The organism is Halomonas qinghailakensis, assembly GCF_025820815.1.
In the GTDB taxonomy this organism is placed as follows: Bacteria; Pseudomonadota; Gammaproteobacteria; order Pseudomonadales; family Halomonadaceae; genus Vreelandella; species Vreelandella qaidamensis.
This window is the reverse complement of record NZ_CP096973.1, coordinates 2,892,484-2,909,027: the sequence shown is the minus strand read 5'-3', so window position 1 is coordinate 2,909,027 and position 16,544 is coordinate 2,892,484. Positions and strand designations below refer to the sequence as shown.

Here is a 16,544-nt window from a genome sequence, read left to right as displayed (position 1 = left end):
ATGCAAGTTTCCTGATGACTATTGAACAAACGAATCAACACTCAATATAGCAAAGCAACTATGTCCGCTTTAAATTAATAAGCATTTTTATTGATAAAGCCTTTAAAAACAGTCATCACAATGATTTTCAAATCTAGCCATAATGACCAGTTATCAATGTACCAAAGATCGTATTCGACGCGCCGCTCCATTTTTTGCAGCGTATCAGTTTCACCCCGCAAGCCATTCACCTGTGCCCAGCCAGTAATACCTGGCTTCACTTTATGGCGTCGCATGTAAGATTCGACTAGTTCTTTATATTGCTCATTATGGGCCAGAGCGTGTGGGCGTGGGCCTACTATCGACATTCTTCCCTGAAGTACATTATAAAATTGCGGTAGTTCATCTAGGGAAGTACGACGTAGGAAGGCACCTACTTTGGTGATACGGCTATCATTCTTTTTCGCCTGCGTTACTTTTCCATCGTTTTCATCGTGCACATACATAGAGCGAAATTTATAGACTTTAAAACGACGTCCGTTAGATCCCTCTCGGTACTGCTTAAATAGAATAGGACCAGGAGACGTCACTTTAATTGCCAAGGCAATCATGATACATACCGGCAAAATTAGCAGTGAGATCAACGCGCCGATCAAAATATCTTCCGAACGCTTAATGAATCGCGACATACCGCTCATAGGAGAAACGCTAAGATCTATAGCGTAATGTCCCGCTACTTCTGACATACGATGATTAAGAAGGTGCATATCCTGAAATGCAGGAATAAAGCGAACTTCTGCGGTGTGATTGCGTAGCGCGTAAAATAATGTACGTACAGTATTGCCCATTTCTAGTGGAACACAAATCCATACTTCCCGGGCATGAGACTCATCGATACGGCGTGCTATACGTTCGATACAAGCTTCATTTATAGGCGTTTTAATGCGTTCAACACCAGCGATAGTATGCCCTTCCCAGGAAGCACTGCGAATGCCCTTAGCCACATCAAGCACATTCTGGCTTGGCCCCACTAAAAATACCGGACGCCTAGCGCCGCCGCGCAAGCGCACATGCTGTAATCCAAGCTGAACTAGCGAGCGAATTCCGCCAGCCATTAAAAATGAGAGCGCTAACGTTAAACCAACCCAAAATCGAGAGTAACGTTCTGCAGCATGGGCAAAGTAAATAAGCGATGCAGCCGTAATACCCACTGCCACCCACACTATCAATAAGTTACCGATCATTTGCAGTATAGACGTAACACGCCAAGCACGATAACTATTGGCCATGCTGTTAATAACAAGCACTAACAACGCCATACAGATCAGTGCCAACATGTAGCGTTCGTGCAACACAAATGTATTAAAACGAGCGTAGTAGGCAATAAATCCGCTTAAAAATATTGATAGAACATCCAACCCTGGAAGCACTATTTGCGGGGGATAACGGTCAGAAAAAATCATTGATAGTTGTTTTTTCTTCACACTTCTAACTCCACTATAAAACCGTCATATTTAATTATAAGCCAATCTAAAAAAACTACTCAGCTAAACTTTTTTAAACTTAAAAGAAAGAAGATCATATATGAAAACTACAAAAAAAAGAGGATAGTAAATAAAATACCGCTTTATCAATTTAGGTTCATCGTACATTCGATATAGCCAACGTAAATTCAAACGATCTGCCCATGCAGGGTAATAATTTACACCACTGCTGGCTGTTTGATGAAGAAAGCCACCGCAAGTGAACGCTGTGCCCTTCCAGCCAGTTGCTTTTAGATCAGCAATAAAACGCTCCTGGGCAGGAGCGCCCATTCCAACCACCACAATGTCAGGCGCTAATTCATAAAGCTCGCATAAAAAATTTTCTCGTTCAACTGGCGTGTCAAAAAAGCCATGCCGAAGTCCTGCAAATTTTAAGCCTGGATATAACGCTTTAAATGATAAACTTGCTTTCTCTACGACTCCTGGTTCTGAGCCAATGATATAAATTGATAGTTTTTTTTGCTGAGCATAATGAAATATACGAGGCGCAAGTGAAGTCATATCAAAACTAACACGTTCAAATTTCTTACCTGTTAGCTGCATTGCTTTAGCAAACAAAATACCATCACAGTAGAAACTGTCTATCTTATTATATAACTCTAGCTCTTTACGCATGATAAGATACGAGTAGGGGTTTAGAAAGCTAACCAAGCGAGCAGCTTCTTTTCTTTCCAGTACATCGTCTGAAAAATGGTTTTTTACTTTATTTATTAACATAAAACTACTCACAATAGGTACACTTAGCCACAAACTCTCTTGTCACAACAACTGCACTGACAAAAAAGAGCAGCGTAGAAAAATCATTATACTGAAAAAATGTATTAATAAAAAACGACGATACCAACAGCAGTGTCAAACTAGCTAGCAGCGGTAAAAAACTATCAAATTTAGCATAACAATTAAAATTAAATGCGGTTTTCGATGATAAAATATAGAGCCTTGCTAGAACAACGAAATAAACAGCTAAATAGAGCATTAACCCTAGAATACCTAATTCAACAAAGATCTGAATATAGGCATTATGAAAATGTGGAACATTATAGTTGACAAATTGAGGAATTGTTTGAGCATAATCTGCAGCATGCTCCGTTCCCATATATCCCTGATACCCCCAACCTAACAAAACATTTTGCAGTGCGACCTCTATACCCCAGCCCCATAGCAATGTCCTACCTGTAAGGGTCGGATCACGCCCCAATAGAGACAACAACTGCTCGCCTGCTAAGATAAACGTCAACACTGCTGTCAGAGGTACTAACAATACAATTGCAATAAATACCCCTAAACTGAATCGATAATAAAGCATCGATTTAATACAGCTGTAGATAACAACACCTATAACAAGTAAACCAATAGCAGCCGAAGAACCTGATAATATAGAAAAAATAGCAAACATAGTACAACCTGCTATGCGTCCTACTCTCCGCTTTAGCGACATGCAAAGCAAAAACCCAAACACAGCATATAATCCAGCCGTTATTTTATGGTTAAACAAACCGCGCAGAGGCTGGGTCCCCAATAACGTTTCACGTCCATGCGGATCATAATACAGAACACCAGAATACCCCATTATATATAACACGACACTACACGCTACCATTATAAAAATAGCGCGATAAATGATAGTTACTACACGAGATATCGGGTATTCATTTACTAACCAAACACAAAATAAAAAATTAAGTGCTAATACGCCAGCATAAGAAAGTGTATTAACAGCATCACTACTCCACAAAAAAGAAACTATACTTAACAACACTAACGCCAATATGCTTATAAATAGAATATTCCATTTTTTTAACACTGCTCCAGGCCTTAGCACTAAGAAAAAAAGTGTCAAGAGGTATAGTGCTAACCATGAGAAAAGGAATGAACTAGATATTTCGTCAGCATACTCTAACCTAGGGTATGGGATAAGCAAGTTCGCTAAAAGCCCCATTGTAGAGGCAATATACACAAGTGCAAAAATAGCTTTAAACAATTCAAAAAATTTATGTAACGACAACATCAGCTATTACCAGCTCGTTTACTAGCAAATGTTGTTAATAATTTTTTATATACTCTATAAACGCTATTCATCAAAAACGAGGGTATTATAAAAAGAATTAAAAACATTAGCTTCTTTTTTATAGAAATATTTGATAAATCACTTATTGCTTTAATCTCTTTAACTGCTTTTAGCTTTTCTCCCGACCTTAGTAATTTCAGCACCACAAAATAAAAGTAAAAATTATCAAATGCCTCAGGCGTTATTCGATATTTATTTTCAATAATCCATTTACTTGAATATTCAGCCGACTCTCCTTTGTCAGTTGGTCTTGTCGATGACCCCCAATAAATTGCCGTGCCTTGCACATCAACCATATTAAATTCAAAACCAGCTTCATAAAGTGATAAACAAAGGTCGTAATCTTGATGACGTTTATAACTTTCATTAAAACCAATATCATCGAAAAAAAACTTTGGTATTGCAAGAGTAGAAGTCTGCATTATCTCAAAATCATTAAATAGATAATTTGATATGTCCTCTTCTTTTCCTAATGGCCTGGAAGGCACAATTTTTTCAAGTTTATCATCAAACCACACTTGCGCTTTATTATAAAAAACAGCTTTTGGATTATTTACTTTCTCAATGCTAGTTTTAATAGCGTTAAGCTTTCCAGCTAGAAAAACATCATCTGAATCTAACAGCAATACCCACTGCGCTTTAGCTGCCTTGCCTCCCTGGTTTCTAGTCTGTGCAGCATTGGACTTAAAATCATTTCTTATAATTGATACTTTATCTGAATCAAGAGCGGCAATAGCATCAGATATTTCTTGGATATTATCACTAAAATCATCAACTATAATCACTTCTTCAACAAGATCTCCTTGTGAAAGTGCACTTCTCACTGCACGAACAAGCTCTTCTACTCTTTTATAATTAGGAATGACCACGGAAAAAAAGCTAATGTTATTCATATTTTTTACTTATCGAAGAAATTTAAAATTTTATTTTTCTGTTGCTCAAACGCCAACTCTAATTTATCTTCAATAATCGTCCTATTTTCCTCTACAAATATTAAATGTTTGACAATATCATCTTTACTATTTACATCAAAAATTAAATCACCTAGATTAGCAGCATCAAAAATACCTGTTATTTTGATGTGTTTATCTTTATCAATTATAGGAATTGGTATTGCGCCTTTCGAGGCAGCAAAAAGAAGAACATGCAACCTGTTACTTAACACGTAACTTGCTTTGCTATATGTATCAAAAATTTTAGAACCATCATCAAGGCTATCAAAAATGACGTGCTTAACATTACTATCAATTTTATCTGCTAGCGCTTGATTATGCGGGGCATCACTAGTCACTTGTGAAACCGCTAACATAGGCTTGCCTTTGAAGTGGCTAGCAGCAGCAATTAAAGTAGGAGCTAGTTCTAGGTTTTCAGTATCATCTGATAACGTTTTTTCCCGAAAACTAATAATAACCGGACCTTCATGATGACTTGCTGGTGATTTATCCTTATCCAGCAGGAAAGCCATATCAGGACAATATTCTAGATTCTTAATTCCTATTTTTTTAGCATAACTAATTGAGATATATTCACGAGCAGTATAAGCCTTGAAAAAAAGTGACTGGAACCGTTCTATTTTTCCAGATATTGGCCTATAAGGGCCTAGGGAAGCGCCTAACCGTGAAATCTTCACGCCGGAGAACTTCATTAAAATATAGCAGAAAAGAGTTATCGTTTTTTTTACTGCACCGCCATCATTACCGTAAAAATGACCTGGCTTAAGATAGAATGAGACTTTTTCCCCTTTCAAAGATAAAAATAGCATAGACAACACATAAAGCGGATAGGACTTTTCAGTTTTCGAAGAATTAACAGAGTCCAACATGCCACGATAATTGCTAGAGCAGCCTCGAACATTTATATTTAAGCTACCTCTATTTGATAGCTCTTTAAGTAGTAACGTATTGATGACTAAATCCCCTAGATTGTCAGCCTGGGTATTAGCAACATAAAAAATGTGATGAGACATTAAAAGTACCTTAAAAATTATTAACAGCTAGCCTTTTATATAACTATCAAAGTCTGCTAAAAAAACAGTTCTACAACCTTGGTGGCACCCATTGAAAATTAGCCAGCGTCCACATTTGCTCCATGCAGGATGAGGATCAACTCTCCACTCTTGATTACTACCTGAGTATTCAGGCAACACATCAATTTGCACTAAATTCTCAGATTTATTTTTCAAAGTATCAATGACTCTAATCGGCACATGACGCCCATCTTTAGAGAGCACTTCACTTGGATAAGCATCTGTGATGATAAATCGTTGCGAAGGATCCATTGTTGGATGTCCTGAACCTATATGACTCGGTGCAAGCGTCTCTTTATGAATACCATCTGCCGTTATTTTAACAAATTTCAATGCAAACTGAGGAACAAAAAAACGCTGCCCCAGTTTTTGGGCTATTTTCTCTAAAGCTCTAACAGCTTTAGTTAAGTACACATTTTTACGTGGTGATATCAAGTTCATAATCACTGAATTCGAATCTGGACACCATGTTGGGTGGTGGCCACCTGCCCATTCACTCGGCGAAACGACCAAACAAATATCGGACCCATCAGCATTGAATGTTATTAAGTAGTTTTTTGTTCTCGACCGCCCTTCTGCTGATCCGTTAGGCATCCAGCGTAGTATAAACATAATCTTTTTATCATCTGGGCTGTACTTTGCGTGAAAGCCATAACACCCACCATTCTCTAGATCTAGCTCCTTAAAATCTTTCTCTAGCGCAGTATATATATCGTAAAAGCTAAGTAATAGATGTGTCTTCTTGCTTTCAGTAGATGTGACATACAAACCATCATCTTTTGGAAAGCCAACATTATATTTTCTAGATGAGGGGGGAATATGTGTACCGTACCCGGGTTGTACTCTATTAATGCGATTCAAACAGGGAGATATAAAATGCTCACCACTATTCTTTACGAAATAAACTGAGCCTGTATAAGCTTTCTCTGAATCAGTGCTTAACGAATATTTGACTGCATATGGAGACCAATTTTCTGTATTCATTCTATTAAAGAATAGATCATCATCTGTAGCCCCCCACTGTACGTGTGCCCCAACCTGCGTGTCCCATGCCTGAGTCAATGTGCGATATATATACTCGCCACTTGATAACTCAATAATACACACATTAGCATAATCGCCATGCTTAGGCATTGAGGTGTCTGACGTGAACTCTGTCACTGCTAAAAAGCGGCCACTTGGGCTTATTGCAGATGTGTCATAAAAACGATGTATTGAAGGTTTTTTTGTATCAAGCGGTGCGTAAATAGGTACGATTGACTCGACACTTTTATATCTAAATTCAGCGGAAACCATATCAGTCCCTATTCAGTAATTTCACTTTCAAGCCGTTCAACACGTCGCTTCTTTTCACTTGCTTAGTGCCAAAGAGCGAAATAATTGTTGGATCAACGCCGATGCGCTTACGAATAAATATTACTGCAAGTAAGTTCCACATTACTTTTGAAATAATAAAACTAATGGCTGCACCATTGATTCCCATATAGTGAGCAAAAATTGGAAGCAGCATTAAAGAAATAATCAAGCTACCACCCTGAAACGCAATTTGCAGCCAATGCATACCCGATAATTGAAACAATAGTACTGTTGAACCGGTCAAAGCATTAATAAGCATTCCTACAACTAACAATCTCATTAATACATCGTACTCAACATAAGAAGAATCAAAAATCAACATGAAGTATGGTGCGAAAACAAGCATTATCAAGCATGCTACCAATGTCGGTATGCTTAATAAAAAAATGGCAGCATTACATTCTAACTGAAGGTTCTTGATATTTTTTTCTGCAACCGCCTTTGATAATTTAGGTGCTACCACTAACGAAATGGTCATAAGAAAAAGATTGATCAATTCAGCTGTTTTTAACGCTGCGAAAAAAGCCCCTACCACTTCATTTTCAAAAATCCTACCAATAACAATTGTATAAAGGTATAAATCGGCGCCTGATATAACAGCAACTAGTGTTAAACCTGCACTTGTACTCAGCCATGATTTTACTTTAAATTTTGGCTTGAACTGCCTAAGATCACTTGCTCCTTTAGAAATTAACAAGATATGTAACACGACAATAACAAAAAGTATTGATGCCATGACCAAAAACACAGCTAATAGCCTATTATATTCTACATACCAACTTACTATTGCTATAAATAAACAAATAACTAAAACACGCCAAATTAAGTCTCTAGTAGCAATTGCCAACAATGTACGATTTTGAACGCGAAGTGCGCCAATTGTTGATTGACTGAATGAATACAGAAAGCATAAGACGGCACAATAAATCACCACTTCACTAACCGCACTTTTATCTTGATAATATAGTGTTAAAAATAAAACTATTGAAACCAACAGCGCTATAAAAGCAGTAGTCACAAAGGAAAAATAGTAAACTCCTTTCTCAAGACTTTTATCTTTATGAACTTGTGCGGCGGGTATTTCTTTAACTATCAGCATTTGCTGCCCAAAGCCACCCACTAATGCCGCTAACATTGCAGCACTAAAAAAGTAGCTAAAAACACCAAAATCGTTCGCAGTCATATACCTAGCCACTACCGCAAATAGCAAGTAGCTTGAAAATGCTGCTGTTACCTTCACTAGAAAAGCTAGCCCGGAGCTTACTATCGTATTGTTAAGCAATTTTTTTTTGATCACGGTATTCTCGTTAGCTTGTACTTAAGAGTCGTTTTCTAAACTGGTTCGTACGAGCTGGATAAAACTTAGTAAAAAGGCCGCACCGATAGCTAATAGAGCACTAAGTAGACCTCCTACGATGAGAATAAAAAACTTTCCAGGACCGACAGGCTCTATGCTTTTGGAGGCAACATGGACAATGCTGCCAGGGGTTAAGTTTGCCAAATTTGTACGTATTTCATTTTCTTGTATTGAATAGCGAGCTATTAACTCTGCTGTCATAGGATTATTTGAGTTACTTAATGACTCGATAGATTGCTGTATATTTTCCAATTGCGCTTCTAAAATACCACGATGTTTTTCTATCTTTTCGTGCTGATCAGTAGAAACCCTATCTAACAGTTGTTTATGGAACGAGGCAATCTCATCCGCTAGACCTACTTCTGCTTGTGTTGCTAAACGTAATAATATGGTGTCTTTTGGTGCATTTACTTTAATCTCAAAAGGCATCGACGTTAGCTCATGGCCATCTAAATATTCGACCACTAGCGAGTCTAAGTAAACATTGTTAGTTTTTGCTATTAATGACTGCATTGACTCTATAGCAATATTTGGTGCAGTTTCTGCTGACTGGTAAACTGACGTGTACTGATAGCTGCGTGGCATTATCAGAGCGTAGCTTAGCGTGGCTAAGATGGCTAAAATGAAAATACTTATCACTAATACCTTTTTCTTAACTAAGATTTTAATCAAGTCAACCAATGTTATTTCTTGACTTCGATCTTCATATTTAGGCGTTTTAGCGCTCACTTTTCTCTCCATCTTTATTTATATGCTTGCTGTGCTTATCTTTAAGCAAACTTTTTTACAAGTGTAATGTACTGCAGAGGACAACGTTGATAATAATTATCGTTTATAACAACTACTACCAAGTACTTCTTTTAGCCACGCTACCGCCCAGGGATTACCGGACGCCTTCCCTTGCCCAACTCATCAGCTTGTATGGCTACCTATAACATCTGACCTATGAATCGTTTTCACAATTCTTTGCTACGCCACCACTATGTTTTGCTTGTTACCACTATGTTTTGCTTGTTACCACTATGTTTTGCTTGTTACCACTATGTTTTGCTTGCTACCACTATGCTTCCAGCTACGAACCATGACATCACTTACACGCCATTTTGTCACTTGTCCTATGTTCACGCCCTCTAGGCGTCCATTTCTCTTCTACCGGCTTTTACGACTGTTTTTTGTTGATATCACTTATTTTTATTTTGTTCTTTGAACTTGCGGTTACCTAACTAGATTACTTAATCCTCATAATTATTGGGCAACCCTATTTGTTTAAGCCGTTGTTTCACCGAGGGGCAATAAAGTTTGCCTATCATACCTGTTTGATGGCTGCTATGTAACTCAGCTTAGTTAGATCTTTTAACGTGTTCTAACACCCCGTTACCATAAGCACTCTATTCAAAACTCTGTATATTACGCTAAAACGGGGCTTGTTCCTAAAGCTCAGACAAAAGTAACCCAGCCATCAAGTGCTTCATATAGAATTTTGGACATGCGTATTGGGCCGCATATGAAAATAAGTCAGCCACAAAAAAACCGGCCTCAAAGAGGCCGGTTCTATTCTACTTACAGGGGTTACCTGCTAAGCATGGCTAAGGCCAAGCTTAGAAGTGGTAACGTGCGCCTGTCAGGTAGTATACGTCATCGCCGTCAGCACTGATTTCAGAGTCACGGCCATCAAGAGTAACGTTGATGGACTGCTGGTCAGCTTGGTTCAACTCCAGGAACACGTCGAAGTTGCTGGAAACTTTGTAGTAAGAACCCAGAGACCAAGCAGTACGATCGTCGTCTTGGCCATCAGGATCTACGTTGTAGATATCAGCAGCGAATGCCCAAGGACCAGTGGTGTAAGTACCACCTAGACCGACGGTGTCGTAGCCGCCACCAAGAGCATCGCTGTTTTCACGACCTTCATAACCTAAACGAAGAGACAGCTGATCATTTACGGCGTAAGAACCGATCAGACCACCCAGCATTTCGCCGTTACCGCCGCCACGTACTACGTCGTCAACAAAACCCAGACCTACAGTGATCGGGCCTTGCTCGTAGCGTACGCCACCTTGTGCAGCAACTACGTTGCCTTCATCACGAACCGGCTCAAGTTCGCCACGCTCGCTGTAGTGTTTCAGCTGCAGGAAGGCAGTCCAGCCTTGTAGATCAGGCGTGTAGTAACCGATAGAGTCGCCACGCGACTGTTTCGGGTGACCAGAGAACTCTAGACCACGATCGATGTAAACATCGAACGGCAGAGAAACAAACTGGTTGTAGAAGCTGTCGAAGTTACCGGCTTGTACAGTACCGTACTGCTTGCTCTGTACGCCCAGGTAGCTCTGACGAATTTCAGTGAAGCCAGAATCGGTGTAACGCTCGTCGCCTTTAAAGCGCCACTCTAAACGACCGAAAGCGGTCAGGTCAGAGTTAACTTCGTGGCTCATGCGCAGGCCAAGACGAGAGTAGACATCAACGAATTCTTCGCTGTTGTCGATTTTTTCGTCAGCGTCGTTGTACTCGGGGCCGCCACCAGCGATACCCATGGCGATACGGCCATAGACGTCGAGTTTGGTGCCGTCTTGGTCATAGACGGTAGCTGCTTGAGCGGCAGCAGAGGCACCGAGGGCGCCAATGATAGCAGTCGCTAAAAGTGTCTTTTTCATGATGTAGGTTCCTTAACTAGCTTACTGTTTCGATCGTTTCTACAGACTTGTCATAAAATTATTATGAAGCCTGCAGTTGGCTTGTGGGCCATGCTCTTTTTTCCATCCTCCGGTTTTTCCCGGTGGTATGCGGCATGTCCTCAATCAAGCCTTGTTATAGTCCAATGCTCGCAGATCAAACTCTATACTGGGATTCCAGTGAACGCAATAGAAAAAAACAGTGTTTTTTTACGATTTGCCTTATTTTAAGGAACCCACGGGCCGTTGACTGGTCTCAGTGCTCGGTAAATTTTTGTTGCAAGCCTCTTAATTTATCTTCAAGGCTAAGCGGTTTTGTTAATTCGTCTTTTTTGGGGCTTTTTTCATTCCCGCCGTCATTCCCACCATGGCTAGGCGCTGATTGAGGCAAAGATGCTGCTTTGTTAGGCACTTGCGGTGGCTGTCGTTTCGACGGGCGTGCTGCAGGCGTTGGCGTATGTTTACTCTGGCTTTGTTTACCCTGGCTTTGTTTACGCCGCTCATTGGCATGTCGCGCCGCTTCTTTATCAACGGTGCCTGCGGAATTTCCATCTAAATCTATTCGCTCAGCACCTTCCCGCATTGATTTTATATACCGAGGGAGATTTACATAATTCGCAAGCGTGCGACGAATTAATTTTCCTGACCACGGTTCACGCTGAGCAAGGTCTTGATGAATACCTACTTTTAACGGCTTTGTGTGACCGGTAAAAAATGCTTTAGGGTAGCGTTCATACCACTGATTAAGAAGTGACTGGGGGGACGGCGGCGGAGAAGCATCTTTGGCGGCCGATGCTTCATCAACCATCGGCAACTCTAGCTCGTGATGCGTTTCAGATAGCTGCTTAGCGTCAGATAACTGTTTAGCTTCGGGTGACTGCTGGGACAGTTCTTGAGATAGATCTTGAGATAGATCTTGAGACGGCCCTTCCGACGGTACTGAGCGGTGTGTAGGCTGCGAAGGCGGTAAGCACTGCTGTACCTGAGCAGACAATTGCTGTCTAAGCGTATCGTTCTCTTCACGCAGCGTACTCAGCTCGGCTTTAGTCTGTTCAAGTCGCGCTTCCAGTGCTTCTAATAGCTCTAATACACTTGCGGCCATACCCCCTCCTTTGCGTTAATCAGTCGGCGATCCGCTCGTAAACGACAAAGTCGTATTGAGGCTGTCCTTCTGCTGGCGTACCCGCTACGCGCTGAATTTCCTGCCACTCTTTCATAGAGAATTCAGGGAAGACGGCATCACCTTCAACATTCACATCGACTTCAGTAATATAGAGGCGTTGCGCATAAGGAAGCGCTTGTCGGTAGATCTCGCCCCCTCCCATCACCATAATTTCTTCGGCAGCTTCAATAGTAGCTTGTTGGTCAGCCAATGCTAATGCCGCTGGTAATTCATGGCATATTCTCACGCCTTCAGCCGTAAAGCCTGTGTCACGAGTGACAACAATATTGAGCCGATTGGGCAACGGCTTACCTATCGAAGCGTAGGTTTTACGCCCCATGACTAGCGGCTTGGCTTGGGTCATACGTTTGAAGAATTTTAAATCTTCAGGCAGGTACCAGGGTAGTTTACCTTCTACGCCAATTACCCGATTTTTAGCCATTGCCACAATCATGGCGACCGGCACTAACGGTTCATACACACTGTGCTGGTTCATACGGCTACCTGTGCTTTGATGTGTGGGTGCGATTCATATCCATCAATATGGATATCGTCGAAGGTAAAATCGAACAGGTTAGTGACCTGGGGGTTAAGCACTAAACGTGGCGGCGCTTTAGGTGTACGGCCCAATTGTTCTTGGGCCTGCTCTAAATGATTGCTGTAGAGATGTGCATCGCCTAGCGTATGCACAAACTCACCTGGCTCAAGGCCGGTTACCTGGGCAACCATGGCAAGCAGTAGCGCATAGCTTGCAATATTAAACGGCACGCCTAAAAAGATATCGGCACTACGCTGGTAAAGCTGGCACGAGAGACGCCCATTAGCCACGTAAAATTGAAACAAACAGTGGCAAGGCGGCAACTTCATTTCATCGACTTGACCTGGATTCCAGGCTGAAACAATCAGTCGCCGCGACTGGGGAGTGGTGCGAATTTGCGCTAACACGTTGGAAATCTGATCAACGCTTCCACCGCTTGGGGCCGGCCAGCTGCGCCATTGGTAGCCATAAACAGGACCAAGGTCACCATTTTCATCTGCCCATTCATCCCAGATGCGCACGCCATTCTCTTTAAGATACCCAATATTGGTATCGCCTTTAAGGAACCACAGCAGCTCATGAATGATAGAGCGTAGGTGTAGCTTTTTTGTGGTGAGTAGCGGGAAGCCGCGCGAGAGATCGAAGCGCATTTGATGACCAAACACTGAGCGCGTACCAACGCCAGTGCGGTCATTCCGGTCAACGCCCTGCTCCAGCACAGTGCGCATTAAGTCTAGGTACGGCTGTTCAAGCGCGTCTTTCGGCGTGGGCGTTATTGCAGTCACAGAAATTCCAGATTAAAAATCAATTTGGGCACATATTCTATACGCGTAAACATCAGGCGGCCAGGAGCATTCCCCTCACTCCTCACTCCTCACTCCTCACTCCTCACTCCTCACTCCTCACTTTCTACACCTTGGCATCAACGGGTTGGTTGCGTGACCAAACAATAAAGAGTAGACCTAGCGCAATCATCGGGAGCGTGAGCAGCATACCCATCGTGAACCAGCCAAAGGCAAGGTAGCCAATGTGGGCGTCGGGCATGCGTACAAATTCAACCATAAAACGGAAAACGCCATAACCTAGTAGGAATAAACCCGATAAGAACCCTCTGGCACGTGGTTCAGCAGACACCCACCACAGAATGGCAAACAGTATGACCCCTTCCAGGAAAGCTTCATAAAGCGCGGAAGGGTGACGTGGCTCTGGCCCCATACCAGGAAACGGCATTCCCCAAGGTAGCGACGTTACACGCCCCGGGAGTTCATGGTTGATGAAATTACCAATCCGTCCTGCACCTAAACCGATGGGTACCAGAGGGGCAATAAAGTCCGTTAATGTGAAAAATGCCAGCTGTTTACGACGTGCAAATAGCCATGCCGCTAACAGCACCCCTAGTAAGCCACCATGAAAACTCATACCGCCATCCCACACGCGGAATACCCATAATGGGTCAGCGGCCCACTGGCCTAACCCGTAAAACAGCGCATACCCTAGCCGCCCTCCTACTACCACACCAATGGCACAGTAAAACAGTAAATCACCAATATCATCTTTCGTAAGGCCAATACGCGGTGCCCGCTTACACCCTAACCACCATGCCGCAACAAAGCCCACTACATACATTAAGCCGTACCAATGGACCTGCAGCGGGCCTAATGAAATAGCGACAGGGTCAATCGTTGGGTAATTAATCATTGAGCATCTCTAGAGGTAACAGGAGGAAAATAGCAGGTGAAAAAACAGTAAGTGAAAAACAGCAGCATGACATCAGCGAGTTAAGCCGCTATTCAAAATTACGCCAATATAAAGCGTATACCTACGGCGGCCAGCAAAGCTGCAAACGAAAATCTCAGTACATTGGCTGGAAGCACATGGGCTAAGCGAACGCCAATGCGGGCAAAGGGAACGCTTGTGAGCACAATACCAATAAATGCAGGCCACATGACGAATCCAGTCGCCCAGGGCGGTAACAGCGGGTTACCCCACCCCACCACTATAAACGTTATTGCCCCAACGGCTGCTATTGGTAAGCCACAAGCAGCGGAAGTTCCCACTGCCTGGGTCATACTCGCACCACACCGAGAGAGCCAGGGAACCGTCATTGCGCCACCGCCGATGCCAAACAGCGCTGATATGGTGCCTACCACGCCGCCGGCAATGGCCATGGGGGCGTTACCCGGCGGCACACTACCTGGCTTAGGTGAAAGGCCAAGCACCATTTTAGTGGCTAATAGCAACACAAATACGCCGAACAACGTGCCTAGCACAGTGCCGGAAAGGTTGTCTGCGATAAAACCGCCACCAATTGCCCCTAGCATTAGCCCTGGCAACAACGCCATAAACCATGGTTTATGAATACTACCTTTTCGATAATGTCCTAACGCTGACGAAGCACCGGTAATAACAATGGTTGCTAGTGATGTACCCACCGCTAAATGCATGGTGATTTCAGGGGCCACTCCTTGTAGACCGAATGCAAACACCAGCGCAGGAACAATGATTAAACCGCCCCCCACACCAAACAGTCCGGCCATCGTACCTGCCGCTGAGCCCAACAATAAATATCCCGCCCAAATACTCAATGCTGTCATTTTTGTTGCACCTGATTATGCGCGCCAGGCACCCACTTAGTGATCATACTGAGCAGCGTTTCAGGCTTGTAAGGCTTTGCTAATACGTCATCTATTCCTGCAGCGTTATAAGCATCGGCACCCGTGTTATCGACATTAGCGGTCAGCGCGATCAATGCGCTACGCTGTTGGCCGCCACTAAGGTGCTCGAAGGTTCGCCAGCGGCGTGCGGTTTCTAGCCCATCTAATGTCGGCATAAAAATATCCATAAATACGAGGTCATAAAAGGTCGTTTGCTGGCGGTCTAGCGCCTGCTCGCCACTACTAACACCATCCACCTGAAGCCCTTGAGTTTCCAACATTTGACGCGCCAGCATTAAATTAACAGGGCCATCGTCAACGACCAGAATACGTAGCTTGCGCTCTAAAATAGCGTGTGGCTGTTCATAGTCGTCTGTTTCATTGACGCTTTGCTCAGCAAAATTAGCAAGTAATGCCCGTATATCTGCCAATCTCTCACGCACGTAGGTAATATTTTTTTGGCATGCATGCGAATGGACTTCTTCCAACATAGTGCTTAAATAATCAAACAGCGTGTCGGCTTCGCGTTGTAGCAACGTTAAATAGCCTGATTTTAAACGTGACTCCTCACGCGCGCGGTCACGTCCTGCGATAAGATGCTTCAACTGTTTTTGATGGTGATGAAGGTCATCAAGCAAGGTGGGGTCGGGTTTAATGTGGACACCAGAAGTCGCTGGCAACTGCTTATTTCTTAAAGCACGTTCGACGCTGACTAACCATTGATTAACCGACGCTAAGCGCGTTAAAGGCAGCTCCCCCGCGTTTTTTACTGCTGCTGGCTCCTTCACATCAGCCTTTGAAGCTACTAGCATCGTCGCTACTGCATTCGCATGGTGCTCCAGCTCTGCAAGCTCTTGCATAAAGCGGGCATCTTTCTGTTTTGCACGACTTTTAATCAACATCAAAAAAACGCTAACGTTTAAACAACTGCCTAACAGCAGTGCTAATGTTAGCCATAGCGTGGTGCTCCACGATGTTTGTCCTGGTGAAAGCCCCCAAACGACCCATCCGACCAATACACAGAGCAGTACCAATGCCACCTGTACCAGTAAAAGAGGCCATAAAATAGGCCAAACGATGGCGTTCCAGAAGTGCTCTCGCTGATAGCGTTGCATAGTGTGCGCCTTCCTAGGTGGCTTCTTAAATAATGCGCCTTAACATGTTGGCGGCCATAGCATGGCTAAGCATGTTTAT

At 42.8% G+C, this 16,544-nt stretch carries 15 protein-coding genes; all 15 read right to left on the bottom strand.

Annotation, left to right across the window (positions count from 1 at the left end; all coding sequences use genetic code 11):
* Positions 1 to 74: 74 nt before the first annotated feature.
* On the bottom strand, positions 75 to 1,442 hold the full coding sequence (locus tag M0220_RS13390) for an undecaprenyl-phosphate glucose phosphotransferase (protein ID WP_264019232.1): 1,368 nt from the start codon (positions 1,440 to 1,442) through the stop codon (positions 75 to 77).
* Between the two features lie 84 nt (positions 1,443 to 1,526).
* Entirely contained in the window at positions 1,527 to 2,240 is a 714-nt protein-coding gene (locus tag M0220_RS13385; protein WP_264017894.1) for a WecB/TagA/CpsF family glycosyltransferase, read from the bottom strand.
* A 4-nt stretch (positions 2,241 to 2,244) separates the two neighbouring features.
* The gene (locus tag M0220_RS13380) at positions 2,245 to 3,531 is read right to left on the bottom strand and encodes an O-antigen ligase family protein (RefSeq protein WP_264017893.1); all 1,287 of its coding nucleotides are present in this window, start codon (positions 3,529 to 3,531) and stop codon (positions 2,245 to 2,247) included.
* Positions 3,531 to 4,484 carry a glycosyltransferase family 2 protein gene (locus M0220_RS13375; protein ID WP_264017892.1) on the bottom strand — a complete coding sequence of 318 codons (954 nt, stop codon included), beginning with the start codon at positions 4,482 to 4,484 and terminating at the stop codon, positions 3,531 to 3,533. Before M0220_RS13375 ends, M0220_RS13380 begins: the two co-directional genes overlap by 1 nt.
* Positions 4,485 to 4,489: 5 nt before the next feature.
* Positions 4,490 to 5,557 (bottom strand): polysaccharide pyruvyl transferase family protein, encoded by a 1,068-nt coding sequence (locus tag M0220_RS13370; protein ID WP_264017891.1) that lies wholly within the window; start codon positions 5,555 to 5,557, stop codon positions 4,490 to 4,492.
* Between the two features lie 27 nt (positions 5,558 to 5,584).
* Entirely contained in the window at positions 5,585 to 6,913 is a 1,329-nt protein-coding gene (locus M0220_RS13365; protein WP_264017890.1) for a hypothetical protein, read from the bottom strand.
* Position 6,914: 1 nt separating this feature from the next.
* Positions 6,915 to 8,270, bottom strand: coding sequence for a lipopolysaccharide biosynthesis protein (locus M0220_RS13360; protein ID WP_264017889.1), 1,356 nt, complete (start codon positions 8,268 to 8,270; stop codon positions 6,915 to 6,917).
* A gap of 21 nt (positions 8,271 to 8,291) precedes the next feature.
* Positions 8,292 to 9,059 (bottom strand): Wzz/FepE/Etk N-terminal domain-containing protein, encoded by a 768-nt coding sequence (locus M0220_RS13355; protein ID WP_264017888.1) that lies wholly within the window; start codon positions 9,057 to 9,059, stop codon positions 8,292 to 8,294.
* An 869-nt stretch (positions 9,060 to 9,928) separates the two neighbouring features.
* On the bottom strand, positions 9,929 to 10,978 hold the full coding sequence (locus M0220_RS13350) for a porin (protein ID WP_264017887.1): 1,050 nt from the start codon (positions 10,976 to 10,978) through the stop codon (positions 9,929 to 9,931).
* A 274-nt stretch (positions 10,979 to 11,252) separates the two neighbouring features.
* Positions 11,253 to 12,098 carry a ProQ/FINO family protein gene (locus tag M0220_RS13345; RefSeq protein ID WP_264017886.1) on the bottom strand — a complete coding sequence of 282 codons (846 nt, stop codon included), beginning with the start codon at positions 12,096 to 12,098 and terminating at the stop codon, positions 11,253 to 11,255.
* 19 nt (positions 12,099 to 12,117) lie between these two features.
* The gene (locus M0220_RS13340) at positions 12,118 to 12,654 is read right to left on the bottom strand and encodes a dihydrofolate reductase (protein ID WP_264017885.1); all 537 of its coding nucleotides are present in this window, start codon (positions 12,652 to 12,654) and stop codon (positions 12,118 to 12,120) included.
* On the bottom strand, positions 12,651 to 13,424 hold the full coding sequence (locus M0220_RS13335) for a thymidylate synthase (RefSeq protein WP_232222377.1): 774 nt from the start codon (positions 13,422 to 13,424) through the stop codon (positions 12,651 to 12,653). Before M0220_RS13335 ends, M0220_RS13340 begins: the two co-directional genes overlap by 4 nt.
* Positions 13,425 to 13,605: 181 nt before the next feature.
* The gene (gene lgt / locus M0220_RS13330; protein WP_264017884.1) at positions 13,606 to 14,394 is read right to left on the bottom strand and encodes a prolipoprotein diacylglyceryl transferase; all 789 of its coding nucleotides are present in this window, start codon (positions 14,392 to 14,394) and stop codon (positions 13,606 to 13,608) included.
* Positions 14,395 to 14,492: 98 nt separating this feature from the next.
* Entirely contained in the window at positions 14,493 to 15,290 is a 798-nt protein-coding gene (locus M0220_RS13325; protein WP_030071866.1) for a sulfite exporter TauE/SafE family protein, read from the bottom strand.
* A complete protein-coding gene (locus tag M0220_RS13320; RefSeq protein ID WP_264017883.1) occupies positions 15,287 to 16,465 on the bottom strand; it encodes a response regulator in 1,179 nt (392 codons plus the stop codon). The genes M0220_RS13325 and M0220_RS13320 overlap by 4 nt, the downstream gene beginning before the upstream one ends.
* Positions 16,466 to 16,544: the final 79 nt, after the last annotated feature.